General features: G+C 50.3%; 23 protein-coding genes and 1 pseudogene. 15 read left to right on the top strand and 9 right to left on the bottom strand.

Annotation, left to right across the window (positions count from 1 at the left end; genetic code table 11):
* Positions 1–4: 4 nt before the first annotated feature.
* The 7 genes and pseudogenes from IPL32_17075 (at position 5) to IPL32_17105 (ending at position 8,945) form a co-directional block, all read left to right on the top strand.
* Positions 5–3,442: pseudogene (locus IPL32_17075) on the top strand (molybdopterin-dependent oxidoreductase).
* 8 nt (positions 3,443–3,450) lie between these two features.
* Entirely contained in the window at positions 3,451–3,918 is a 468-nt protein-coding gene (locus tag IPL32_17080; protein MBK8467531.1) for a hypothetical protein, read from the top strand.
* Between the two features lie 37 nt (positions 3,919–3,955).
* Positions 3,956–5,098 carry a dehydrogenase gene (locus IPL32_17085; GenBank protein ID MBK8467532.1) on the top strand — a complete coding sequence of 381 codons (1,143 nt, stop codon included), beginning with the start codon at positions 3,956–3,958 and terminating at the stop codon, positions 5,096–5,098.
* Between the two features lie 11 nt (positions 5,099–5,109).
* Positions 5,110–5,952 (top strand): hypothetical protein, encoded by an 843-nt coding sequence (locus IPL32_17090; GenBank protein MBK8467533.1) that lies wholly within the window; start codon positions 5,110–5,112, stop codon positions 5,950–5,952.
* Positions 5,953–5,971: 19 nt separating this feature from the next.
* Complete coding sequence (locus IPL32_17095) at positions 5,972–6,466, top strand: hemerythrin domain-containing protein (GenBank protein ID MBK8467534.1); 495 nt, start codon at positions 5,972–5,974, stop codon at positions 6,464–6,466.
* 36 nt (positions 6,467–6,502) lie between these two features.
* Complete coding sequence (locus IPL32_17100; protein ID MBK8467535.1) at positions 6,503–7,147, top strand: molecular chaperone TorD family protein; 645 nt, start codon at positions 6,503–6,505, stop codon at positions 7,145–7,147.
* 265 nt (positions 7,148–7,412) lie between these two features.
* Positions 7,413–8,945, top strand: a complete 1,533-nt coding sequence (locus tag IPL32_17105) for a DUF4070 domain-containing protein (GenBank protein MBK8467536.1) — start codon at positions 7,413–7,415, stop codon at positions 8,943–8,945.
* 71 nt (positions 8,946–9,016) lie between these two features.
* Here the strand turns inward: IPL32_17105 and IPL32_17110 are convergent, their stop codons facing one another.
* The 5 genes from IPL32_17110 to IPL32_17130 form a co-directional block, all read right to left on the bottom strand.
* Positions 9,017–10,384 carry an aminotransferase class V-fold PLP-dependent enzyme gene (locus IPL32_17110; GenBank protein ID MBK8467537.1) on the bottom strand — a complete coding sequence of 456 codons (1,368 nt, stop codon included), beginning with the start codon at positions 10,382–10,384 and terminating at the stop codon, positions 9,017–9,019.
* An 18-nt stretch (positions 10,385–10,402) separates the two neighbouring features.
* Complete coding sequence (locus IPL32_17115; protein ID MBK8467538.1) at positions 10,403–11,221, bottom strand: YwiC-like family protein; 819 nt, start codon at positions 11,219–11,221, stop codon at positions 10,403–10,405.
* A gap of 5 nt (positions 11,222–11,226) precedes the next feature.
* Positions 11,227–11,967, bottom strand: a complete 741-nt coding sequence (gene ric / locus IPL32_17120) for an iron-sulfur cluster repair di-iron protein (GenBank protein MBK8467539.1) — start codon at positions 11,965–11,967, stop codon at positions 11,227–11,229.
* Between the two features lie 95 nt (positions 11,968–12,062).
* Positions 12,063–12,446 (bottom strand): hypothetical protein, encoded by a 384-nt coding sequence (locus IPL32_17125; GenBank protein ID MBK8467540.1) that lies wholly within the window; start codon positions 12,444–12,446, stop codon positions 12,063–12,065.
* A gap of 103 nt (positions 12,447–12,549) precedes the next feature.
* Positions 12,550–13,194 (bottom strand): Crp/Fnr family transcriptional regulator, encoded by a 645-nt coding sequence (locus IPL32_17130; GenBank protein MBK8467541.1) that lies wholly within the window; start codon positions 13,192–13,194, stop codon positions 12,550–12,552.
* A gap of 247 nt (positions 13,195–13,441) precedes the next feature.
* Between IPL32_17130 and IPL32_17135 the strand changes: the two genes are divergently transcribed.
* The 8 genes from IPL32_17135 to IPL32_17170 all read left to right on the top strand — a co-directional run bounded on the left by IPL32_17135 (position 13,442) and on the right by IPL32_17170 (position 21,752).
* Positions 13,442–14,845: a hypothetical protein gene (locus IPL32_17135; GenBank protein MBK8467542.1), complete on the top strand. Its 1,404-nt coding sequence runs from the start codon at positions 13,442–13,444 to the stop codon at positions 14,843–14,845.
* 205 nt (positions 14,846–15,050) lie between these two features.
* Complete coding sequence (locus IPL32_17140) at positions 15,051–16,139, top strand: MFS transporter (protein MBK8467543.1); 1,089 nt, start codon at positions 15,051–15,053, stop codon at positions 16,137–16,139.
* 6 nt (positions 16,140–16,145) lie between these two features.
* Positions 16,146–18,377 carry a formate dehydrogenase subunit alpha gene (gene fdhF / locus IPL32_17145; protein MBK8467544.1) on the top strand — a complete coding sequence of 744 codons (2,232 nt, stop codon included), beginning with the start codon at positions 16,146–16,148 and terminating at the stop codon, positions 18,375–18,377.
* Between the two features lie 4 nt (positions 18,378–18,381).
* Positions 18,382–19,032, top strand: a complete 651-nt coding sequence (locus IPL32_17150; protein ID MBK8467545.1) for a 4Fe-4S binding protein — start codon at positions 18,382–18,384, stop codon at positions 19,030–19,032.
* Entirely contained in the window at positions 19,022–19,609 is a 588-nt protein-coding gene (locus IPL32_17155) for a Rieske 2Fe-2S domain-containing protein (GenBank protein ID MBK8467546.1), read from the top strand. The genes IPL32_17150 and IPL32_17155 overlap by 11 nt, the downstream gene beginning before the upstream one ends.
* Positions 19,599–19,838 carry a hypothetical protein gene (locus IPL32_17160; GenBank protein MBK8467547.1) on the top strand — a complete coding sequence of 80 codons (240 nt, stop codon included), beginning with the start codon at positions 19,599–19,601 and terminating at the stop codon, positions 19,836–19,838. The genes IPL32_17155 and IPL32_17160 overlap by 11 nt, the downstream gene beginning before the upstream one ends.
* A 59-nt stretch (positions 19,839–19,897) precedes the next feature.
* Positions 19,898–21,097 (top strand): NarK/NasA family nitrate transporter, encoded by a 1,200-nt coding sequence (locus IPL32_17165; protein ID MBK8467548.1) that lies wholly within the window; start codon positions 19,898–19,900, stop codon positions 21,095–21,097.
* Between the two features lie 7 nt (positions 21,098–21,104).
* Positions 21,105–21,752 (top strand): molybdenum cofactor guanylyltransferase, encoded by a 648-nt coding sequence (locus IPL32_17170; GenBank protein ID MBK8467549.1) that lies wholly within the window; start codon positions 21,105–21,107, stop codon positions 21,750–21,752.
* Positions 21,753–22,159: 407 nt separating this feature from the next.
* On the opposite strand, the gene IPL32_17175 is transcribed toward IPL32_17170, so the two are convergent.
* The 4 genes from IPL32_17175 to IPL32_17190 all read right to left on the bottom strand — a co-directional run bounded on the left by IPL32_17175 (position 22,160) and on the right by IPL32_17190 (position 24,247).
* On the bottom strand, positions 22,160–22,402 hold the full coding sequence (locus IPL32_17175) for a hypothetical protein (protein ID MBK8467550.1): 243 nt from the start codon (positions 22,400–22,402) through the stop codon (positions 22,160–22,162).
* Positions 22,403–22,644: 242 nt separating this feature from the next.
* On the bottom strand, positions 22,645–23,112 hold the full coding sequence (locus IPL32_17180) for a HipA domain-containing protein (protein ID MBK8467551.1): 468 nt from the start codon (positions 23,110–23,112) through the stop codon (positions 22,645–22,647).
* Positions 23,113–23,366: 254 nt separating this feature from the next.
* A complete protein-coding gene (locus tag IPL32_17185; protein MBK8467552.1) occupies positions 23,367–23,624 on the bottom strand; it encodes a hypothetical protein in 258 nt (85 codons plus the stop codon).
* A gap of 197 nt (positions 23,625–23,821) precedes the next feature.
* Positions 23,822–24,247, bottom strand: a complete 426-nt coding sequence (locus IPL32_17190) for a hypothetical protein (GenBank protein ID MBK8467553.1) — start codon at positions 24,245–24,247, stop codon at positions 23,822–23,824.
* Positions 24,248–24,401 lie beyond the last annotated feature (154 nt).

Consider the following 24,401-nt stretch of genomic DNA (forward strand, 5'->3'; position numbering starts at 1 on the left):
TGTTATGAAAAAAGAAATTTCGAGACGTGAGTTTATGGCGAGGATCTCCGCTGCTGGGTTTGGAGCGTTGGTTGCCTCGACGACGAATGCCTGGGGACTTGAGGCGATCGCAAATCCGCTCGCCGTCTATCCTAACCGCGACTGGGAAAAAGTTTATCGCGATCTGTGGGCCTACGACTCGCGTTACACGTTTACCTGTGCTCCGAACGATACGCATAACTGCCTGCTCAACGCACATGTTCGCCAAGGCGTAATTACACGGATCGGGCCGACGATGAAATATGGTGAGGCAACAGACCTATTCGGCAACAAACAATCTCATCGCTGGGATCCGCGTGTCTGTCAAAAAGGCTTGGCTCTGACGAGGCGATTTTACGGTGACCGGCGTGTTAACGGAACTATGGTACGCGCCGGATATAAGAAATGGTACGAGGCTGGATTCCCTCGTGGTGCCGACGGGCGTCCGCCCGAGGAATATTTCCAACGAGCCCGTGACGAATGGGTCCGAATGTCGCACGATGAAGGAGCCGTCATTGTCGCCGCTGCACTAAAGAACATCGCCGAAACCTACACCGGCGATGAGGGCAAGCGAAAGCTCAAAGAACAGCATTACGACGAAGCAGTGATCGAAGCAACACAAGGCGTTGGTACACAGGTGATGAAATTCCGCGGCGGCATGCCGCTGCTCGGAATGACCCGAGTTTTTGGGATGTACCGAATGGCGAATTCGATCGCATTGCTCGATTCGCATATTCGCGGTGTTGGGCCTGATCAGGCGATGGGAGGCAAAGGATTTGACAACTATTCGTGGCACACCGATCTGCCGCCCGGGCACACGATGGTGACGGGCCAGCAGACGGTCGAATTTGACCTCAATTCAGTCGAACAGGCAAAGACTGTCGTCGTCTGGGGAATGAACTGGATCACGACCAAAATGCCGGATGCTCACTGGCTGACCGAAGCTCGAATGAAAGGCACCCGCGTCGTGGTCATCGCTTGCGAATACTCAGCTACGGCAACAAAGGGCGACGATGTTCTCGTTGTTCGCCCCGGCACTACGCCGGCACTTGCCCTCGGTTTTGCAAACGTCATCATGCAGGAAAATCTGTATGACAAAGAATACGTCCGCCAATGGACCGACCTGCCAATACTCGTGCGGATGGATACGCTCAAATATCTAAAAGCGGCCGAGGTTTTCGGCGGCGATCCGGCCGTGCTAAAAAATACCTTTATTGTGAAAGAGGGCGAGAAAGAACCGACGCCGATCCAACAGACGACGCAAAACGTCGTACCCGAAAAACTTCGTATCGAATGAGGTGATTACGTCTGGTGGGACACCCAAAAGAATGCCCCGACCGTACTTACACGCGATGATGTCGGCAAAAATTCCAAGGTCGGCGAAGCTATGCTCGAAGGCTCGGTCGAGGTGACATTGGCTGACGGCAGCAAAGTAAAATGCCGGCCTGTCTTTGATCTGGTCAAGGAATACGCCTCACATTTCACGCCGCAGACGGTCGAGGAACTGACTTGGGCTCCGGCAGATGCCGTTCAAAAATTAGCCCGGCTTTTTGCAAAAGATTTTGGCACCACGCTATTTGCGTTGGGGATGGGACCGAATCAGTTCTTTAACAGCGATAACAAGGACCGCGACGTTTTTCTACTTGCGTCCCTGACGGGTAACGTCGGCAAGATCGGCGGAAATGTCGGCTCGTACGCCGGAAATTACCGAACGGCGCTTTTTAACGGAGCTCCGCAGTATATCAATGAAAACCCGTTCGACATTGAATTAGACGAGACAAAACCGGCCCGGCCGAAACAATACTGGAAGGCGGAATCGGCTCACTATTACAATCACGAAGATCACCCGCTACGCGTCGGCAACAAACTTCTTACGGGGAAAACGCATATGCCGTGTCCGACGAAATCGCTTTGGTTTGCCAATGCAAATTCGATCCTCGGCAACGTCAAATGGCACTACAACATGGTCGTCAACGCCTTGCCGAAGATCGAATTGATCGCCGTGAACGAATGGTGGTGGTCGACGTCATGCGAATGGGCGGATGTCGTATTCGGTGTCGATTCTTGGGCGGAATTAAAACATCCCGATATGACCGCCTCGGTCACAAATCCTTTCCTGCTCGTTTTTCCGAAAACACCGATCCCGCGGATCTTTAACACGATTGGCGACATCGAGGTCTATGCAACCGTCGCGTCAAAACTCGCCGAGCTAACCGGGGACAACCGGTTTAACGACTATTGGAAATTCGTCCGCGAGGACCGGACGGATGTGTATCTGCAGCGAATTCTCGATAATTCGACCAACACCAAGGGTTATTCGTTCAAGGATCTGCACGATAAAGCTCTCAATGGCGTACCGGCGGTCATCAATAGCCGCACGACGCCAAAGAATGTTGGTTACGACCAGATCACGGATTCGACGCCGTGGTACACCAAGAGCGGTCGGCTCGAATTTTACCGCGAGGAGGACGAGTTTATTGACGCAGGTGAGAATCTGCCCGTTCACCGCGAGCCGGTCGATTCGACCTTTTACGAACCCAATATCATCATTTCGGCCCCGCACGAAGCAATGCGGCCTAAGACGCCGGAAGATTACGGTGTAAAACGCGATGACCTGAGTTGCGAAACGCGATGCGGTCGCAATGTCGTTTACACATGGGCCGAAGCAAAACAAACGGCTCATCCGCTGATCAAGGACGACTACAAATTCATCTTCCATACGCCGAAATTCCGTCACGGCTCGCATACGACGCCGATCGACACGGATATGAACGCGATGCTGTTCGGCCCGTTCGGCGATATATATCGCCGCGACAAACGCTCGCCCTTTGTGACAGAGGGTTACGTTGACATCAATCCGTCGGACGCACAGGAACTCGGCGTAAATGACGGTGATTATGTGTGGATCGATGCCGATCCCGAGGATCGTCCGTTCCGCGGGTGGCAAAAGGACAAGAAGAATTACGAATTCGCCCGCCTTCTTTGTCGGGCGAGATATTACCCCGGAACACCCCGCGGCGTGACTCGCATGTGGTTCAACATGTACGGCACAACGCCGGGGTCGCAGCAAGGACAGCGGGAGCGCAAAGACGGGCTCGCAAAAAATCCGCGTACCAATTATCAGGCAATGTTCCGTTCAGGCTCGCATCAGTCCGCGACACGCGGTTGGCTCAAACCGACGTGGATGACTGATTCGCTTGTTCGCAAGGGCATGTTCGGGCAAGGCATGGGTAAGGGCTTTGCGGCAGACATTCATTGCCCGACCGGAGCACCGCGTGAATCGTTTATCAAGATCACAAAGGCAGAACCTGGCGGCATCGGGGACGAACCGCTGTGGCGTCCGACCAAACTCGGCATCCGGCCGAGAAACGAGTCAGATGCGATGAAACGCTATATCGCCGGAGATTTTATCAGTAAGAAATAGAGTTCGAAATGGACGCCTTACAGTTTCATCAACTCATAAACCATTACCCAATGATCGTGACGATCATCGGCATGTTGTTGCTGATTCTCGGGTACTGGAGAAGAAACGACAAGATCAAACGGAAAAGCCTCTGGATATTTTTTGTTATCGCATTGGTAAGTGTGGCGGTTTTTGGCAGCGGAGAGGCCGCCGGACGAGACAGCGGAATACTCGTCGGCTCAACGGGAGATCTCGTCCGACAGCACCAGGAAGCCGCGAGAGTTACATTCCTTTTTATCGAGGGTATGGGGCTGACGGCCGTTTTCGGTTTGATAATGCTGTACCGCAAATCAGAATCGGCGCGTTGGTTCATCCTCCTGGCTTTGGTTTTGTCAGTCGCAGGATCGGTCGTTGTGACACGGACGACGCTCATGGGACGTCATATCAAATCGGGTGGCTCAGCTGTTACGAATGGGAATACTTCGAATTCAAAGTGATGGACGCACGAAATATTAATACAGGGAGAATAATACTATGGCTCGCGTAAATAACTGGCAGCTCGGACGAGAAATGTCCTATTGGTATCCGGAGAGCCGGCCGCAAAAGCAATTTGCCGCAGTTTTCGATACGAATAAATGTATCGCGTGCCAAACCTGCACGCTGGCGTGCAAAACGACCTGGACCTCAGGCAAGGGCCAGGAGTATATGCTCTGGAACAATGTCGAGAGTAAACCCTACGGCTCGTATCCGCTCGCCTGGGATCTTAACCTTCTGAGTTTGCTCGATGGTCAGAATTGGGGCGAGGAAAATGGCGAATCTGTTTATAAAGGAAGCACCATTTTTGAATCAGCACCGGCCGGCGAACGCGTTCTCGGCTGGCGGCCCGAGTCCGAAGACTATGCCTATCCAAACGTCGGCGAAGACGATTGTGCAGGCGGCATCGAGCACGGTGCGAGCATCGACATACCACATCAGATGGCGTGGTTCTATTACCTTGCGCGGATCTGTAATCACTGCACCTATCCCGGGTGTTTGGCGTCTTGCCCACGCGGATCGATCTACAAACGGCCCGAGGACGGTATCGTGCTTGTCGATCAGGGCCGATGTCGCGGTTATCAGGAATGTGTTCGCGGATGCCCGTATAAAAAAGTATTTTTCAACCCGATGACATCGACATCGGAGAAATGCATCGCATGTTATCCGAAGATCGAACAAGGGTTGTCTCCGCAATGTTTCGCTAATTGTATCGGAAAGATCCGCGTCGCGGGGTTTATCAACACACCGGACAAAGCACAGGCCGACAATCCGATAGATTACCTTGTGCACATCAAAAAGGTGGCGTTGCCGCTATTCCCGCAATTCGGGCTTGAGCCAAATGTTTACTACATTCCACCGATCCACGTTCCGACTGCATTTACGAAGCAGATGTTTGGCCCCGGCGTTGACAAGGCCGTCGAGGTCTATCGCAATGCGCCGAACGATCAGGACCTTACGAGCCTATTAGGTCTATTCGGCTCGACCGAGGCCATAATGCGCAAATGGAAACGGGTTGGCGACAAGGCCATAGGTATGGATGAGAACGGAAAGGAACTCGTTAGTGTACCTTTCAAAGAACCGATACACATCCGCCCGGCTTATGACAAGCTCTATCAGATTACGCGCACCAATTGCCCGTGAGGAGGTTTTATATGCGATTTTTTATTCCGTTGCTGATTTTTAGCTTGTTACTAACCGCGTCGTGCAAGAAGACCCAAGTTGCGACGTCCGAAGTCAACGTTGCTCAGGTCAAGGAGATCACACTCGACCCGAGTGCTCCGGTCTGGGACAACGTTTCGCTCCACGCATCAAAAATGATCTTGCAGGATCTGGTCGAGCCGCGTCTTATGGAACCGTCAACACCTGATATTCAGGTCAAAGCGATCACGAACGGCACCGAGATAGCGTTTCGGCTCGAATGGCCGGATGCAACTCAGAACGACATGCCTGGCCCTAAGAAATTCAATGACGGCTGCGCAGTCCAGATTCCGGCAAAGGTCGATCCAAACGTGCCTGCACCTCAAATGGGCGAGGCCGGAAAAACCGTCGAGATCTCCTTCTGGCGTGCAGATTGGCAAGCGATAGTTGAGGGACGGGCCGATAATATCAACGCACTCTATCCTAATGCGTCTATCGACCACTATCCTTTTCAGGCTAAGTCGCTGGAAAACGATCCGCAGGCTCAAGCCGAAGCCGCTCTGCGATATGCACCTGCTCGGGCACTTGGAAACCGCCGCGCAGGACCGCGTGACCAACCCGTCGAAGACCTGATAGCAGAGGGTCCGAGCACTCTGTCTCCGGCCCCAAACGCGATCTCAAAGGGAAACGGCATGAAGACGAAGACCGGATGGGCGGTCGTAATTACACGTCCGGTTCCCGTCGGTTTCTCTATTGGGACACCGTCGCAGATAGCGTTTGCAGTGTGGGAAGGTTCGCACATCGAGATTGGTGCAAGAAAGATGAGGACGGGCTGGGTTCCGCTCATTCTAAAATAATTGATCGAATACGTTGGCTATGACCTACATCAAAGATCTCAAGAACGTGCATATTCTGATCGACGAGATGTTCTTCGATCATCAGAAAGCACTTCTTCATTTTGAGTTTGATAAGGCACTGACATTGCTTGAGATGTATCAAACGACATTGATCCGTCATATGCAGGATGAAGAGCTAATTCTATTGCCGGTTTATGCCGACCGTGCTAAGTACTCGGGAGCAGGTGCTCCAAAGCTTTTTTTTGATGACCACGAGAAAATGCGATCGTTTGTCGAGCTGTTCATAGAAACGACCGCTGAATTAAAACGCGAGCCAGACATAGACAAGGCGTTGCTGCAGCTTCTCGATCGCGAAGCTTTCTATACGCGGCTTTGCAGCCACCATGATAGGCGTGAAACTGAGTTCCTCTATCCTATCCTTGAGGAGATTCTTACCGATGTTGAAAAACGCGACCTTTTAGCGCAGATCGATCTCAGTGCCGAAGCCCGCATCTGTCCAACTCCAGCGGGATAATGACTAACTTTGGGCCGACGAGTATGAGGGATAAAAATGGAAACCGTTAGTGTACAAAAAGAATTCCTAGTTGAGGCGGCCGAATGGCGTCTTATTAGCCTACTTTTCGACTGTCCAACCGGCGATTGGTTAAACCAAGTCGAAATGCTTGGAAAACAAGTTTCAGACAAGCGATTGAAGCGAGCCGCAAAGGCTGCCCGGAAGGAAGCGTCAGAGGGACTTTTTCATTCCATATTCGGGCCCGGCGGCCCCGCTCCCGGCCGCGAAGTGAGTTATCGCGGATGGGTCCAACCCGGTTATATGTTATCCGAGCTCGCTAGCTTTTATGATGCGTTTTCTTACAAACCGACGACGAACGAAGTCCCAGATCATGTAGCTGTTGAAACGGGTTTTATTGCCTACTTGCGGCTGAAAGAAGTATTTGCCCTTGAATGTTCTGATACGGAGAGTGCCGATGTCACTGCAAAAGCATCAAAAACATTCATCGACGAACATCTTTCGAAATACGCGGAGCAGATGTCTAAGATACTTTCCAACTCAGGGATCGAGTATCTATCGCTCGCCGGGTCGGCCTTGTTCAAACGCGTTGGTAAGGATAAAGATAAGGAAAAGCAACGATTTCTGCCCGTGCTCGAGGAAGATGACGCCCCAGTATTTGAGTGCGGGGGAGCCGCTCTATAATTCGAACGAAATCGGGCAACTTCTACACCTTTTTTTACGATCAATACGGTTACCCAACCCGGATTTTCGACGCACGCTCGTCGCTTAATTTGTCGTTTTTCACCGCCCTTTACCTATTACACAACTCTTACATCTGCGCCTGCAAATACCTGATAACATTTGAATTACGGAGAGAAAATATTAGGGACAAGCCCGACGTTTTCAAATTTTCTATTGCTGCGTATGAAATCCGAACTCAGCTTTTCCGTGGGAGGCCTGATTAATTGTGAAAGTACTGCTTATCTATCCTGTTTTTCCCGAGACTTACTGGAGCTTTCGCCACGCACTGTCGTTTGTCGGGAAGAAAGCCGCATTTCCGCCGCTTGGGCTTTTGACTGTATCCGCGATGCTGCCCGAAACCTGGCAGCGGCGTTTGGTTGATATGAATGTTGAACCTCTAACCAGAAGCGATATTGAATGGGCAGATATCGTCTTTCTCAGCGCGATGATCGTTCAAAAAGAATCACTCGATCAAGTCGTAAAATTATGCAAAGAACTTGGCAAGCGAGTGGCAGTTGGCGGCCCGTACGTCTCGACTAGCTCTGATCTCGTGCCGGAAGCGGATTTTATTTTCGTGGGCGAGGCCGAAACAACTTTGCCGGAGTTTATTGAGGATTTGAAAAACGACTCGCCGAAGCGTGTTTATCAGGCAGCCGAGCGACCTTCGCTCTTGTTAACGCCCGTGCCGGATTTCTGTTTAATTGATATAAATCGATACGCTTCGATGAATGTCCAGTTTTCCCGGGGCTGTCCGTTTTCGTGTGAGTTTTGCGATATCATTGAGATCTATGGGCGCATCCCGCGCACCAAATCAAGCGAACAGATGTTGGCGGAAATGGAGGCTTTACGAGTTGCGGGCTGGCGCGGCACTGTCTTTATCGTCGATGATAATTTTATCGGCAATAAACGCGAGGTTAGAAAATTTTTGCCGGAACTTATCAAATGGTCAGAGCACCATAATTTTCCTTTTTCCTTTTTGACGGAAGCGAGTGTAAATCTAGCCGAAGACAACGCTTTGCTTGAGATGATGCAAGCCGCCGGTTTTCACCGTGTCTTTCTCGGTATTGAAACGCCCGCGGCTGAAAGTCTTAAAGAGGCCAACAAATCTCAGAATACAAAACGCGATCTGCTTGAGTCGGTACGAAAAATCCAAAGCTATGGGATTGAGGTCATGGCCGGTTTTATTGTCGGATTTGACAACGACCCGGAGGATATTTTCGAGCGTCAGATCAACTTTATCCGTGAAAGTGCAATTCCACTTGCGATGGTCGGGCTCTTGACTGCCCTTCCCGACACGCAACTTTGGAAGCGTTTGGAGCGTGAAGGCAGGCTCGTTCACGAAAGCAGTGGGAATAACACGGATTGTTCATTGAATTTTGTTCCAAGAATGGATCGGGAACGCCTGGTCGAAGGCTACAAATCCGTCTTGAGAAACATCTATAGCTCGCGGGAATTCTATCAACGTGCTCTGGATTGCTTATCACGCCTAAGAAACAATGCAACAGAGTTGAAGCGAGTTAATACCGGCGGTGTTATTAAGTCTTTCGTCAGAATAGCCATGAGACTCGGAGTGCTCGACGGGGAACGCCTTCGATTCTGGAATTACTTATTCAGCGTCATTAGGCATTATCCGCGCAGTCTTGGAAACGGAATCGCCCTCGCCGCGATGGGTTATCACTTTAGAAAGGTAACGGAGATATACTGCACAAAGAGTGCATTGGGCTGGGAGGCGTTTAAGAACAAACGAGTCGCGGGGTGAAAGTTCGATAAGGGTCGCCATTTTTCCCCGTTGCATTGTCCGTGATTTCCGAAGTCGTATTCGCGGGCGATTTATGCCATCGTCGCAAGAATGTCCCTGATATCCTTCTCGGTTGTGTCTGGGTTGATGAAGCAGAATCGGGAAACGGTTTCCGCCCCGTTCCTCGTCTTGGTTGGAGCGACCAGTGCGAAACCAGCTTTATGGTTTTTGTATGTCCACGCCGCATAATCCTCGGAGGACCAACCCAATCTACGAAACAGGACGCACGACAAACTGGGCTCGCGAACAAGTTCCGTATGGTCGGTTTCGGAGATCAACTTTCCGGCGATCCGGGCCAACTCAATTCCGCGTTCGATAGCGGTTTCGTACCGGTCGGTGCCGTGCATTGCCAATGAGAACCAAAGTGGAAGCCCTCGTACACGCCGCGTAAGTTGTATCTGATAGTCCGAAGGGTTGAACCCTTTCGCTCCTTCGTCGCTGAAAATATCGAGATACGAGCCTTCCTGAGCGTGGGCCTTTTTTGCAAGACTGGGGTTGCGGTAAATGATCGCACCGCAGTCGTATGGCGAAAAAAGCCATTTGTGCGGGTCGATCGTTACACTGTCGGCTTCCTCAATGCCGCGAAACAGATGCCGCACCGAACGGGCCGCCAACGCTCCGCCGCCATATGCAGCGTCGACATGAAACCAGATACCTTCGGCCTTACAAATTGCGGCAATGCCGGCAAGATCGTCGATGATTCCGGCGTTGGTAGTGCCGCCGGTCGCAATGACGGCAAAGACCCGACCGCGATTATCCGGCGTCATTTGAGCAATGGTTTCGGCAATAAGCGTACCCTCCAATCGATCTTCCGTTTCGATAAGAAGCACGTCGGCGTCAATCACCTTTGCCATTGCTTTGACCGACGAGTGTGCCCCGTTCGAGGTTATGACGATCCCCCGCTGATGCTTTTTGCTCTCGTCGCGGCTGCGCCAATATTCCCGGGCGGTGACCATTGCCGAGAGATTTGCCTCCGTTCCACCACTTGTGAAAACCCCAAAAGCGCCATTCGGCATTCCAGTCAGCGACACGAGCCATTCCATCGCCTGATTTTCGGCAAATATACAACCGGCCCCCTCAAGCCAAAATGCACCGTGAACGCTCGTCGCCGACGTCACGAGATCAAACATCACCGCTGCCCGCGTCGGTGACGCCGGGACAAACGCGAGATGACGTGGATGATCGATCGGGACGCTTGCCTTGACCAGAACATCCTTAAAGAGCTCCAACGCCTTTTCGCCGCCGATGCCCGCAGGCGTTACAGTTTCGCCGACCAGAGCCTTTAACTCTTCCGCCGTTTTCGGAAAACCGAGCTTCGGATCCGTGTCGGATATTCGGCCGATGGCATACTTGATGACGTCCAGCGACATCTCGACGAGATCCAAGTCTAAGTTATGCATAAATTATGGTTAAAGCTATCAAAAACCAGTGTAGTGGCCAATTACTATTGTTGAAACGGTCAACGTCCCGTAAATCACCTCTCCGATGCCGATCTTCACAGCCTTCACTTTTTTACGATATGACGAGAGGCCGATCACGCATCTCGTTAGGAGTATTCCAAACATCAGAACAGGCAGATACGGACTAAAGCCACAAATAGCCGACGCCAAAACTATTGTCGCCGCACCGATATGAGCAGCGATCGGGACAATTCGTGAGTACTCTTTTCCCTTTTCGAGGTTGAGGCGATTTCTGACGTAGAGGATTGACGGGATCAGGCGTGCAGTGATTATCGCCCAAAGAGCGAACGCCTTCGGAGATTCCCATCCTCCGGCCAAAGCGATCACCGCAATGGAAGAAGTGATGGCCGTCGAACCTAAAAGCTCAGCGAACAATTGCCTCGAGTTGCGAGTCGCGTCGCAATAGATCTGATACGTTGCGAACGGCACCACGATCGCAAATGGAATAAAGTTCTCTGGCCTGGCATATACAATACAACCGAGCGCTCCCGTGCAAAAGACAGCCGCGTAAGCTAGTGCAAATTTTAACGCCAAAACAGTCTGAGGCATTTGTCTGTTCGCTCTTCCGCCAGAGAGAATCACCTTTAGCGGCTGACGCAATAGGAACGCCCCGATCACCAGCATCGCGATCCATGGTGACGCCAATGACGGCGCGATCACAAGGCCCGCAACCAGCGGTTCCATCAAAAAACCCCAAGATCCGTGTTCAACCGGCAATGCGACGGCTTTGGCACGGATCTTGGGGTATCGGTCGATCGAGGTTGCTTCCAATAACATTTACATCAATGAATTGCGGGTGAAAACACCCTTTGCTCCAACTCGACAGCACGCGGAAAGAGCAGGTTGTTTTCCAGATGAATATGCTGGTGTATATCACGTTCAAATTCGCCTAGCCTGGAATAGAGCGCAGTAAAACTGGGGCATGCTCCGTCGGGCAAGGTGTAGTCGTTCGTTACGGCACGCATTTTCGATAACAATTCACCAACTTCTTCGTGTTCGACGTTCATCATAGCAATCGGGTGCCGAACAGATCCGAATGGCGGGAACGATGTGGTCAAATTATTTGAATGACTGTAATCGAGTTTCTGTATGTACGGAAACAACACCATTTCCTCTTTCATCATATGCGGATCAAGATCATCGCAGACCGCCTGAAACAAATCCTTCAATTCCAAAAGATATTGATAGTGCTCACCGTGACGACTTGCGACCTTTGCCATTAACGGAGTCAAATGCTCCATCTCATCCTTTGTGTAAACGTGGTGTTTATCCAGAATATGGTCGACGAGTTCGCTCAAAGGCATGTCGGCGAAGGAGTCGGCAGTACTACCTCCTGCCGCATCCAGAATTCCATCGATCTTTTGGATTACGGTTTCAGGACTCGCCCCGACATTCCGGCATGCCTCGTCGAAGAGAGTGTCCCCGTGGCAACAATAGTCGATCTTGAATTCTTCAAAAACACGGGTGGTCACGGGCATTTCGAGAGCTATTTCCCTTACTGTTTTACCTTGAACATCGATCATTTATTCATCCTCCAAATACATATTTCGACATAATTATTGTCTACTCAATCAGAAATAAATATGATCTCAGTCATGTTGCAAAGGAAAAGTTGCAATCAACAGGCGTCATCGCCTTGCGGATGTGGATAACGGTCAGACTGGTCTTCATCGTTGTGGGCATTGAGACAAACAAAATCCTTTTCGATCAAAAACTTCAGAACCGTATGTTCGTCCAGTTTCTGACTCCCCTCGATACTGACCTGGTCGCTCTCGACCCAGCGATCGATCACCGTTTCAGGTACGCCTACGGTTATCCGGCCGCTGGCAAATATTCCGGAAAACTCATCCCCGGGTGCCTTTTTGAGGGAATAGCAAAAATCGTTTTGCCCCTCCGGGCCAAAGTTTACTCTCTCTTCAATACTTCCCTTCAGACCGAGATCCTGAACCTCCGTTCGGCCTAATCGAAATCGCAACGAATTTCCCCTTATCCTAAGTTTCATAAGGCATTCCTCAACATACATTACCCAGTTAATAAGATATCAGCCGAACGAAAAAGAGAATATGATTCAAATCACTATTGGAACTTGTCGATCTTTTATTGAATTACTTTACTAATTTACGGAGGGGTTCGGTTGTTTCGAGCAGAATCCGGCCGCCAACGATATTGAAACAGCCCTTATTGGCCATTTTGCGGATAACGCGAATGGTAGTTTCAAGTGAAAGTCCTGCCATTTCAGCAATGTCCTGTCGACGATGGGATATTTTCTTAACCTCATCAATCTCCAAATCACCAGCCAATCGCAATAGTACACTGGCGACCCGCTGCTCAGCTGATGACGTGGCCAGGATCTGTACAGTGTCGGCCTTATCACGGAGAATTCCGCACATGCGGCCCATGATGGTGGAAGAAAAGTCACTCGACGATCCCATTAAAGCGAGAAAATCCTCCCGAGGCAGCATCAGTATGTCGCTCTTCTCGATAGCAACGGCCGTTGCGGGAAATTGCTTGCCGTCCATTGCCGGTGGTATAGCAAACACTTCGCCAGATTGAAAGACACCAAGAATGACCTCTTTGCCGGCCTCGGGAAAACGGACCATCTTGACTTTGCCAGACCAGACGATCGGCAGAAAGGTCGCGGTATCACCCTCGAAAAAAATGTATTGGTTCGGAGCAAACATCCGCCTAGTGCCTAATTTCAGAATGCGGTTCGTAAGCTCAGCTCCAAATGTATGAAGGAAATTATCCATTTGATTAAACTATAATCGTATATTTTGCCATCGATTGCTATAAGGCTGTTACTGATCCTCGTTCGCGAGATTTCAAAAACCCCACCGTACCCAGCCTGCGACCTATAACCACGCATAAATTCTCGGGAAATATGACTTCAATCATATTTTGGGGCGACCGAAATTACTAATCTCTATCTGGGCTCACATCGGATAATAAAAGCCATTCGCAGTTTGACCGCGTTAGCAGGCTCAAGTTGAACAAACAATGAAAAAGCTATCTATTCTGATCGTCGCAATGTTTCTAACCGCTAACCTTTCAGCTCAGACCGCGCCCGATGAGACGCAAAATAAGATAAAACAACTTGAGGCACAGGTTCAGACGATACTGGTCGAACTCGAGAAGCTGAAAAAGGCATCGCAGATTCCCGCCAAGGCCGCGAAAGTTGAAGCGCCGAAAGCAACCCCCGTGGCCGCAAAACAGACCGAATCCGAGAAAAAGCCGATTGGCATCGAGGTCGGAAATGGTATCCGGCTGATTCCGTACGGAACGATCTACTTTAACGCCTTTGGCAACAGCGGCGGCACTAATAACGCCGACGTTCCTATCTTTGCGACTCCGAGCGGAAGCGGAAACGTCAGCGCGAGCGTTCGCCAGACTCGGTTAGGGTTTAGGTTGGAAGGAGTAAAAGTAGGAAAGGCAAAATTAACCGGTGTTTTTGAGGGTGATTTTTTTGGAGGTTTTCCATCCATTTCAACCGGAGAAAATTTTGGGTTATTCAGAGTTCGACTTGCATACGCTCGGCTTGATTGGGAAAAGACGACGGTAACGGTCGGACAGGACTGGATGGTCTTCGCACCGGTAAATCCGGTTTCAATGGCTGCGGCCGGTAATCCGCAACTTGCAGCTGCCGGAAATAACTGGGCCCGTCTGCCACAACTCAAAATCGAACATAAGTTTGGCAGTCACGTCACATGGCAGGGGGCTCTACTCGAACAGCAAACAGCGGATTTTACGGCTAATGCCGCATTTGTGATTCAATCTACCAGCGGAGCTGCCTCGCGGGTACCATTCCTCCAAACCCGCATAGCGTTCGCCGACAAAAATTGGTTTGGTACCAAAAAAACCGGTTCGATCGGACTTTCTGGACACTACGGCCGTTCCCGGGTGTTTACCGGCACAACCAACATACGCAACGATATCGACTCTGACGGTATTGCCCTCGATTGGAATTTTCCTATCTCGACCCGTATAAGCGTTCTCGGCGAAGCCCTTACCGGAGAAAACCTGGGTGGATTTCAAGGCGGCGTTTTTCAGAGCTACAATAACGATTTGGCTCGTCGGGTCGGATCGACTTTGGTACCAGGCGGCGTTAAGTCAATCAAAACACGAGGCGGTTGGGTACAAATTGGGTTTACGCCACCGGTCCTAGATGAACGGTTGAGCATTTACGGATCCATCGGCATTGATGATCCGGACAACAAAGATCTGGTAAGCATCTCGCACCGGGATTGGAGAACAAGGAATCTCGCGTTCGCTACAAACGCAACTTATAAATTCACCCCTAATTTCTCGGTCGGAGCTGAATTCAGGAGGTTCCAAACAAACTATTTCTATAGCGGTCGCCAAAACTCAAACCATGTAAACTTGGGAGCGTCATATTCATTTTGATTTTGGCGGGACCTGATAATTGCGAAATAATAAGCGCCGGCCCCGTATAAGTCCGCGCACTCCCTGCTTCTTTTCCTTTAAGTAAAATCACGCGACTCATAGCTGATTCGAACGAATACTTTGCTTTTACGTAAATTTGTCCTATTCTCGCGGTTAGGCACAGAGATTGCCCAAACTAGAACTTTATACTTTTTGGCCAGACCAAATGACCGAAGCAACCGCAAATTCTGCTAATTCAGTAAATTACCGCGACCCGACACTGATCGGCATCGGTGCGTCTGCCGTTCTTACCGCGTTGGTGATCATCGGTTCGCGAAATCTCGAGCATTTCGACTCGGCGCTTTTCGGATATCTGATCGCAAGTATCGTTGCATTTGGAGCAATCTTTTTCCGCTATGCATTGTGGCTACAGCGACCTGCAACTCGGGCGTATTTTATGCGCGGGCTAAAGCTGTTTTTTCAGCGAAAGAAATTTGCCCGCAACACGATCGATGCAACAAAGACGGTCGGGATCAACATGCTTGCACAGCAATTCATCTTCAAACGAGCCAAATCGAGATGGCTAATGCACTTTCTGATCATGTGGGGCTGCATTATCTCGGCCGCAGTGACTTTTCCGCTCGTTTTCGGCTGGGTTCATTTCAAGCTCGAAGGAGATATGGGCTATCGAGCATACCTTTTTGGTTTTGCGGGCCAGTTGATGGAGGGCCGAAGCCTGATCGCATGGGTCACGTTTCATGCTCTTGATTTTTCGGCCCTGATGGTGCTTGCCGGTTGTGCTATCGCCATTCATCGCAGGCTCAAGGACCGCGGGGCAATCGCCGTCCAGCGATTTCTGGTTGATTTTGTGCCGCATCTTCTGCTAATAGCGATCTGCGTCTCGGGCCTGATGCTGACGGCGTCGAGCCTGTATTTTGGCGGGTATATGTACTCGTTCATCGCACTGACCCATCAGGCGGTCGTAATAATGACGCTGTTTTTTCTACCATTCGGCAAACTGTTTCACATTGTCCAGCGACCGGCGTCAATCGGCGTCGAGCTTTATCAACAGCGTGCAAAGGAAATGGAGCAGGCAAAATGTCTGCGGTGCGGCGTCGAATTTGCGTCGGTTATGTGGCTCGGCGATCTGAAGAGTGTTGTCGAAAAGGTGGGGTTCGACTATACGATGGAAAACGGTGAGAAATTACAGGACTACTGCCCGCGTTGCAAGCGCGTAATGCGCGGGCTCGCATATTCTGGCCTGACGGACCGCCCGGACAAGGTGTTTCATGGCTCACGTGCCGATAATCAATAGCTAAAAATGTCAAAAGTTGAGAATCTTGCCAGCATTATCGACCGTTTCGGCCCGCATCTTCATGACGAGCCGTATGGCGGCTGGAGCGCCGAACGTAAGATCGACAAAATGGTGCCAACCCACTGCCCCTATTGTGGAATGCAGTGCGGCATGAATCTGCTGGTCGAAAAGAATCACGTTGTCGGCGTAGAACCGCGTTACGATTTCCCGGTTAACGAGGGCCGTCTGTGCCCGAAGGGCGTCACGGCATATCTACAGACGCATCATCCTGACCGCCTGATGTACCCGCTAATAAAGCGAAACGGCAATTTTGAACGGGCAAGCTGGGACGAAGCTCTCGATCTGATAGTTTCGAAGTTTAAGGGATTGCAGGAGAAATACGGCAAGGATTCGATTGCCGTGTATTCGGGATCATCGCTTACGACCGAAAAGACATATCTCGTCGGTAAATTTGCCCGCCTTGGTTTACAGACAAGATACATCGACTATAATGGCCGGCTTTGCATGGCTTCGGCGGCGGGCGGTAATAACAAGGCGTTCGGCATCGACCGGGCAGCAAATCCGTGGAGCGATATTCCGCATGCCGAGGTATTGATAATAGCTGGTGCGAATTGCGCAGAAACGTTCCCGATCCTCAATGGATTTCTATGGAAACAGCGCGACAACGGCGGTGTGTGGATAGTCATCGACCCGCGTGAGACGGCAACCGCACGGCAGGGCGATCTGCATCTGCAGCTCAAACCCGGCACCGATGTCGCTGTCGCCAACGGCATCCTGAATGTTTTATTAAACGAGAACCTGATCGACCAGGCATTTATCGACAACCGCACCAACGACTGGGAAGCGGCGAAAACGGCGGCATTAAATTACCCGCCCGATGTCGCATCAGAGATCTCTGGCGTTCCTGCGGAGAAGATCATTCAGGCCGCACGCCTCTACGGCCGTGCAAAAACCGGCATGATCATGCACGCCCGCGGCATCGAGCATCACTCGAATGGGACCGAGAACGTGTTGAGCTACATCAACATCGCACTCGCGACTGGCAAGATCGGTTCCGAAGGCCGCGGTTATGGCACGATCACGGGCCAGGGCAACGGCCAGGGCGGACGCGAACACGGCCAGAAGGCCGACCAACTTCCGGGTTATCGCTCTATTCTCAACCCCGAACATCGAAGGTATATAGCGGACGTATGGGGCATCGACGAATCTGATTTGCCGGAACCAGGAGTATCGGCGGTAGAGCTTTTTAACAAAATGCGCGAGGGCGAGATCAGAGGCTTGTTATCGATCTGTAGCAACATGATGGTCTCCCTTCCCGACATAAATAAAGTCCGTCAGTCGCTTGAGGGCCTAGAATTCAATGTCTGCATCGATTTCTTTCTGTCCGAGAGTGCCCGTTACGCCGATGTTGTCCTGCCCGGCACAACATGGTCCGAGGACGAAGGCACGACGACCAGCGGCGAGGGCCGCGTGATCAAGATCAACAAGGCAATCGACCCGCCCGGCGAGGCACGTGAGGACTGGAAAACGCTGCAAGAAATCGCCCGCCGCATGGGGCGTGGAAAATATTTTGCATTTGAATCGCCGCGGGAAATATTTGATGAATTGCGCATCGCATCAAAAGGCGGTAAGGCTGATTACTACGGCATCACTTACGAAAAGATCGACAAACAGGACGGTGTTTTCTGGCCATGTCCGACCGAGGAAAGCACCGGGACACCGCGATTGTTTGAAGAGCGTTTTGCTCACGATGACGGCAAGGCGAAATTTCACGCAGTTGAATACAAAGGAGCGGCCGAAAAGCCCGATGAGGAATACCCGCTTATCTTTACCAGCGGGCGAATTGTTCACCAGTATCTCTCCGGCAATCAGACGCGGCGGATCGGCTTTCTTGTTCAGCAATGTCCTGAGCCGTTCGTCGAGATCCATCCCGAGACCGCAATGAAATACAAGATCAACGACGGTGAACGGGTAAGGGTCATTTCGCGACGCGGCGAGGGCATATTCCCGGCACTGGTCGTCAAGACCATCAGGCCGGACACCATCTTTATTCCCTATCACTGGGGCGAGGAACTGGCGGCGAATCAGTTGACAAATGCTGAACTCGACCCGACGTCTAAGATACCTGAATACAAGGCTTGTGCGGCACGCATCGAGAAAATACATTCACGTGAACTGCCGATACTTGGCGAAGTAAGAAAAGGCACTTCACGAAGCGAGATCCAACAAGGAAAATAGGCACATGAACGAAACAATGTTTATCGATCCGCAGCGATGCATAGGGTGCCGAGCCTGTGTAGCCGCCTGCCGGGAGTGTTCGACACATAAGGGTTATTCGATGATCTTTGTCGATTATATCGACCGCAGCGAAACGACCGCGACGATGCCGACCGTCTGCATGCACTGCGAAGAGCCGACCTGTGCGATGGTCTGCCCGGCCGACGCGATCAAACAAAACGAAGATGGTGTGGTTATGTCCGCACTCAAACCACGCTGCCTTGACTGTCGCAATTGTGTGAACGCCTGCCCGTTTGGCGTGCCTAAATACAACTCGGCGATGCATCTGCAGATGAAATGCGATATGTGTTACGACCGAACTAGCGAGGGCCTTAAACCAATGTGCGCCAGCGTCTGCCCGACCGGGGCCTTAGCGTTCGGCACCTATGAACAGATCGTTCCGCTGCGTCGGACAAAACCGGTAAATGCACATGTTTTCGGTAATCAAAGTGTAAAGACCAAGGTCTATATGATGCTGCCAACGGACGCGGATGAGGTAAGGATCGAGGGCTGCGGTGTTTTTGAGGGACAGGTTGCTGTCGAAGGAGCACCGGCGGTTGGAGAATCGTGGATAGACGCCCAGGTGGAAGAATCGGATAAGAGCAATGAATTCTAAATCTTTGAAACAAGACATAATCAAAAGCGTTTTGGCCTCCGACCGTGAGATGTCCGATGAAAGCGATGTCAGAACGGCAAGTGCTCCGTTTCAGGCCGAGTTTCCTTACGAACGCGATAGCGAGGCTCAGGTCACAAGGCGCGAGTTTTGCAATTTCCTGTTTTTGACGTCGAGTGCATTATTCCTTGGTGCGGCTGGATTTGCTGCCAAAGCTGCCTATGACGCCCGGTCGCCAAAGACGTTTGCTCCGGCAAAGATTGACGGTGCAATGAACATCGAACCCGGAACGGCATTGAATTTTTCGTATCCGACCGAAGAAGACACGGCGATCCTGATACGAGGCAACGACGGTAAATATGCGGCATTTGGTCAGAAATGTACACATCTCTCGTGTCCGGTACACTATTCGAAAACAAATGACCGGCTTGAATGCCCGTGTCACGAGGGCGGATTCAGTTCGAAGACGGGCGAGGTATTGTACGGCCCGCCGCCGCGTCCGCTCGATAAGATTGAGCTTGAAACCAGGAACGGCGAAATTTTTGCTGTAAAAAGAGAGGTGCGCGGGAATGCGGGATAGTACAAGATCGCAAAGGCCTCAGAGCCGCGGACGGACCGCCGTCTGGCAGGCACGTCTCGCACTACTTGTAATGATCAATCTGGCTCAACTCTGGATATTGTCGGCGGCGGTCGAAGCTGCTCTTGCGCACGAGTACACACAGCTTGCACCGCTTGTCATTGCCTCGGGGTTTTGTTGGTTGATCGCTCTTAGCATCGTCATGTGGTGGAAACCTGCGTCTACACGGTAAATTTCCCGTATTTCGGTAATTAGCTTTTGATTGGCTGTCTGTGGGCTAATCTCTAAATTATGGATAACGAAACATTTCGGCCTGGCTCGGTTCGGGCTCTCTTTTTATCAACAACTGCGTTCGCTGTGACGTTCGCCGTCTGGGGACTCATCGCTGCTCTGGCACCCACGTTTACGCTACTCTATGGACTATCGGGAAAAGAAAAGAGCCTGTTGATCGCCATCCCGGTCCTTCTCGGTTCGATCGGGCGGCTATTTGCCGGGATGCTGGCCGACAAGTATGGCGGGCGGCGTGTTTTCGCTACTTTGTTGGTATTCTCAGCATTTCCGGCGATCGCCATCGGATTTTCGCAAAGCTATACTCAACTGCTCATCCTGGGTCTTTTTCTCGGCCTTGCCGGAACGTCATTTCCGGTCGGTGTCGGTTTTACCTCAAAGTGGTTCAGCCGAGAAAAGCAAGGGACCGCCCTTGGCGTTTACGGAATGGGTAATATCGGGCAATCGATAGCCGTATTTTTTGCACCCGTTCTAGCGATCTGGTTTGGCGACTGGCGCTACGTTTTCTTTGTCTTTGCCACCGTTACATTTGTCTGGGGGATATTGTTCTATTTTTCGGCCCGGGACGCCGCGATAACAACCGTGCCAAAAACGCTGAAACAGAATCTGAGCGTTCTTAAAACGTCCGGTTACGCCTGGATATTGTCATTATTCTATTTCCTCACCTTTGGCGGTTTTGTCGCCCTCGCGTTGTATCTGCCTACTTTTTTGAAGGAGATATTCAATCTGACACCAACCGATGCCGGAGCCCGCACGGCGGGATTCGTACTTGTTGCTACGTTTCTCAGACCAGTCGGCGGAATACTCGCGGACAAATTTGGTGGAGCTAAGGTCTTAACTGGCGTTTTCGCTGCAATTGCTGTCCTTTCGCTGCTTTTGAGCTTTATTTCTATCGTTCCTTTCACGATTGGAGCTTTGGGCTGTGCAGCAGCACTCGGGTTAGGAAATGGAGCTGTCTTCAAGCTTGTGCCTCAGTTATTCCCGAATGAAACGGCCACCGTCACCGGTCTTGTCGGCGCATTTGGAGGCCTTGGCGGCTTCTTTCCGCCGCTTGAACTCGGACTTGTTAAGGACGCTACCGGAAGCTACACACTTGGCTTCGCATTTCTTTCGCTGTTCGCCCTGATCTGCCTTACAATAAATTACATTTCGTTCATTAGGCCGATACAGAAGAGTAAGGTGACAAAAGAAGAATATTCTTAAGAACACAATGAATTTGATCGATGGATTTGTTTTGGCAGGCGGCCAAAGCCGACGAATGGGACAGAACAAGGCGAGTTTACTACTCGGCGGCAAAACGCTAGTCAACCGCGCGGCCCTAGCTTTGTCTGTTATAGCCGATCAGGTTTACGCTGTTGGGAATTTGACCAACAAAATAACTGCTCTTCCGATAATTCCTGATGAGCCTGTTGGGGGAAATGCCCGAGGAGCAATTGTGGGAGTGTACACGGCCCTTCTACACGCCAATACAGAGTGGGTTGCGGTGCTTGCCTGTGACCTACCGTTTGTCACTGGCGAATTGCTGGCTCGGATGGTAGCATTTCTGCCGCGAGTCGCAGACGCACACCATGAAAATGTCGATGCTGTGTTCGCCGAACAGTCAGATGGACGCAATCAGCCGCTCTGTGGACTTTACCGGCGGGACACTTGTCTGCCCAAGATTGATAAAATGTTGGCCGATAGTGATTGGCGATTGCAACAGTTGCGGGTGCGCCTCCGAACGCGGTTGATTAGTTTCTCCGAGATTACAGATATTCACGGAGCCGAATTTTTCTTCCACAATTTGAACACGCCCGATGACTATCGAGTAGCGGTCGAAATTAAAAAACAGATGCGACTCCAATCCGTCCTTAAATAACGATTTCTCGTAAATTGGATATTAAAACCTTATAGCTGAGGAAATTGATGTAAGAACCTTAAAATATTCAAATGGGGTTTACGCCCGAATAGGTCACATCAATACATTTTGTGTCAAGCTCGTTTATTAATGTGATTTGATGAAGGTATGGGCATTTTGTAACACCGCGAAGGATAAACATACCTAACAATACACACATCTATAGGGTATTTTATCCGTTAGGCCCGCCCATAAAACTCCAAACCGCGCTAGCGAATTAAAACCGTCGTCGGAAAGCGAAATTTGAAATTTTCTGCCAAAGGTTCAAGTTTCCGAAACCTATCAGAACTGGGCATAAATCCGCACAAAATCTGAGACCTCAGCCCTGCAACCAACAAATACAAAAACAAGGCTTCCGACTACGGCACTTAAACGAGAGATTCTCCGTCGATGGTTGCATGATGGTGGCAGTTTTGGAAACAAGTAAGCACGATAAACCGTTTATTTACAGTGTTGTAGAGATACAGCCCTCTCGCGAGCTGGGCGAATGCGAAGAAAAAGGGCTTTCGATTTTCCTCGAAAGCCCCATTTTTATTGGTCGGGACGACTGGATTTGAACCAGCGACCTCTCGCACCCCAAGCGAACCAAGGTGCTTTTCATACTTTGTCAAAATCAATCAAAACATCCTAAAATCAATACTTTACACTCTCAGTCTGATCCTTCATGATTCGCCCCGATTCAGGAAAGTGCAACCAACCTGCAACCAACTTTCTCTGTCTAGGCTTGTCAATCATCGTAGCAAAAACTCTACATTCCACACCATACCATAACCTTTCGTTCATTTGCCAACCAGCATATTATAACCAACAGATTCCCCGCAAAATCTCAAGCCTTCGGTAGCCCCCTAAACGACTAGATGCTCTCAAGTTCCAACCGAAGAGCATTCTTTATTTTCTTAATCCAATCATCGCTGACAAGCGCTCTCGCAGCGAAATCGGGCCATCGTTCGACCGCTTTGCGGACCTCGATGATTATTTTCTCCGCCCGTCCTCTTTTTAAGGATCCAATTTCAGCACAAGCTTTGAAATCTGCGATGGTAAAGCCGTCTCTTTTACCATTCATGGTCATATGATGAGCGGAGGTCCATGCTCCGGACGGATTGTAACTATAGGTCATGTCGAAGGCCGGAGCGAGTGACCACACCCCTGTTTTACCCATGAGAAAGGCGATGTTTTTCACATGATCATCTTGATTTCTTGCCAGGATGTTAAAGACCATTCGCCTGAACCGCTTCCACCAAGAAGCCTTTGGCTGATGAGGTGACCATAAGTATAAAATTCGTCTACGTCTCCAACTTGAAGTCTTCGACAACCTGTGCATAGCCCTCAGATTATTAGTATCAACGAGATATTTCTTCGTTACTCCGCCAATCGTTTTAGACACTCAGTTCAATCATTCCGCCCTATCGCTTCCGCATTCAGAATCTGATTTAAAACTTGCCCTATTTTCTCAGAGTCATGAGAGCACGTGATTGCCTCGGTGGGCTTGTGTAAATAACCGCCGTTTGGATTCCGTTCGGTCGGGGTAAGCGTTACCAGTTTTCCGTCCCCAGAAACTTCAATTAAAGTTGAATCTCACTCAAATTTCAGCAAACTTCCGTAGCCTGCATATTTAATCATCTTTTCCCCAAATGATTTCAAGCGACCCGCCGTTTCAACTCCTATCCTAGACGCACCAAGTGCCTCTAGGACAACACTTCCAATATCAAATGTTGATGAGTTGTGTTCATTTCGAAAAAATGGCTCGTCTGTCACGCCAAATCCGGAAACGGATTTATGAACGGTGAAAACGAAAATTTCCCAAGAATTCACATATATGCTGCACTCAGCCATTAGCGTCATCTCCTATTCCACGGGCTTTATAAGAACTATTATGTTGTTCCGCCGCTGAGCCGCGGTTCTCTGAAATGTCTTAAGTACCGAAAGTTGTTCCGCCGTTGCGGGCGTCCTTGAGGGCTGTAAAGTAACCGACCTTTAGATTGCGACCGAAATAAGCAATGTAGGATTCGGAATTCAAATACCTTATCTAATCAGCTAGCTTTTAAGAACGCTTCGCGGATCACGCTCGGCAATTGTTCTGAAGCAAAATTCTTATCGACCGATACTTTGCTATCTCTAATCACCGTATGTTCACCGCCGCGATACTTTTCCATTGAGTAAATATCAATATGATCAGGCAGGTTAAGTTCAAGAATCACCTTCTTGTGCTGATTGGAAAACTGTCTCCACTCTTTGTCAGACATTCGAGATACGAGGTTTGGATTAAAATCATCTTTTTCATATCGTTCAAAGCAATTTACAATCGCGTCTACAATCGAATCATCAAATTCCTCAGCACGAATTTTAGCCGGTTCCTTTAAAGCTATTGATCCTCCACGGGGAGAGGACGCGTATTGTTCCACGAGGTAATACCCCTTTTCTTCATTCCAATATTTACTGACAGTTGGCGTTGGCATATGTGTTACCTACCTTTTACACCGAAACCAAGGAAACTCGATTATCGCTTCATATCGTAATCCGTTCTATCGTAGTGGTTATCAGCTTGCCTCCCATTATCGTCATTGGAAGCAGGGTCGCTGTAAAGATAACGTGATACCGGATCGGTACATG

Origin of the sequence: Chloracidobacterium sp. (assembly GCA_016711345.1) — a bacterium.
In the GTDB taxonomy this organism is placed as follows: Bacteria; Acidobacteriota; Blastocatellia; order Pyrinomonadales; family Pyrinomonadaceae; genus OLB17.

Bases quoted from the DNA above. Each gene is read 5' to 3' on its own strand.
- IPL32_17080 (MBK8467531.1), top strand. From the start codon at position 3,451: ATGGACGCCTTACAGTTTCATCAACTCATAAACCATTACCCAATGATC.
- IPL32_17085 (MBK8467532.1), top strand. From the start codon at position 3,956: ATGGCTCGCGTAAATAACTGGCAGCTCGGACGAGAAATGTCCTATTGG.
- IPL32_17090 (MBK8467533.1), top strand. From the start codon at position 5,110: ATGCGATTTTTTATTCCGTTGCTGATTTTTAGCTTGTTACTAACCGCG.
- IPL32_17095 (MBK8467534.1), top strand. From the start codon at position 5,972: ATGACCTACATCAAAGATCTCAAGAACGTGCATATTCTGATCGACGAG.
- IPL32_17100 (MBK8467535.1), top strand. From the start codon at position 6,503: ATGGAAACCGTTAGTGTACAAAAAGAATTCCTAGTTGAGGCGGCCGAA.
- IPL32_17110 (MBK8467537.1), bottom strand. From the start codon at position 10,384: ATGCATAACTTAGACTTGGATCTCGTCGAGATGTCGCTGGACGTCATC.
- IPL32_17115 (MBK8467538.1), bottom strand. From the start codon at position 11,221: ATGTTATTGGAAGCAACCTCGATCGACCGATACCCCAAGATCCGTGCC.
- ric (MBK8467539.1), bottom strand. From the start codon at position 11,967: ATGATCGATGTTCAAGGTAAAACAGTAAGGGAAATAGCTCTCGAAATG.
- IPL32_17125 (MBK8467540.1), bottom strand. From the start codon at position 12,446: ATGAAACTTAGGATAAGGGGAAATTCGTTGCGATTTCGATTAGGCCGA.
- IPL32_17130 (MBK8467541.1), bottom strand. From the start codon at position 13,194: ATGGATAATTTCCTTCATACATTTGGAGCTGAGCTTACGAACCGCATT.
- IPL32_17135 (MBK8467542.1), top strand. From the start codon at position 13,442: ATGAAAAAGCTATCTATTCTGATCGTCGCAATGTTTCTAACCGCTAAC.
- IPL32_17140 (MBK8467543.1), top strand. From the start codon at position 15,051: ATGACCGAAGCAACCGCAAATTCTGCTAATTCAGTAAATTACCGCGAC.
- fdhF (MBK8467544.1), top strand. From the start codon at position 16,146: ATGTCAAAAGTTGAGAATCTTGCCAGCATTATCGACCGTTTCGGCCCG.
- IPL32_17150 (MBK8467545.1), top strand. From the start codon at position 18,382: ATGAACGAAACAATGTTTATCGATCCGCAGCGATGCATAGGGTGCCGA.
- IPL32_17155 (MBK8467546.1), top strand. From the start codon at position 19,022: ATGAATTCTAAATCTTTGAAACAAGACATAATCAAAAGCGTTTTGGCC.
- IPL32_17160 (MBK8467547.1), top strand. From the start codon at position 19,599: ATGCGGGATAGTACAAGATCGCAAAGGCCTCAGAGCCGCGGACGGACC.
- IPL32_17165 (MBK8467548.1), top strand. From the start codon at position 19,898: ATGGATAACGAAACATTTCGGCCTGGCTCGGTTCGGGCTCTCTTTTTA.
- IPL32_17170 (MBK8467549.1), top strand. From the start codon at position 21,105: ATGAATTTGATCGATGGATTTGTTTTGGCAGGCGGCCAAAGCCGACGA.
- IPL32_17180 (MBK8467551.1), bottom strand. From the start codon at position 23,112: ATGCACAGGTTGTCGAAGACTTCAAGTTGGAGACGTAGACGAATTTTA.
- IPL32_17185 (MBK8467552.1), bottom strand. From the start codon at position 23,624: ATGGCTGAGTGCAGCATATATGTGAATTCTTGGGAAATTTTCGTTTTC.
- IPL32_17190 (MBK8467553.1), bottom strand. From the start codon at position 24,247: ATGCCAACGCCAACTGTCAGTAAATATTGGAATGAAGAAAAGGGGTAT.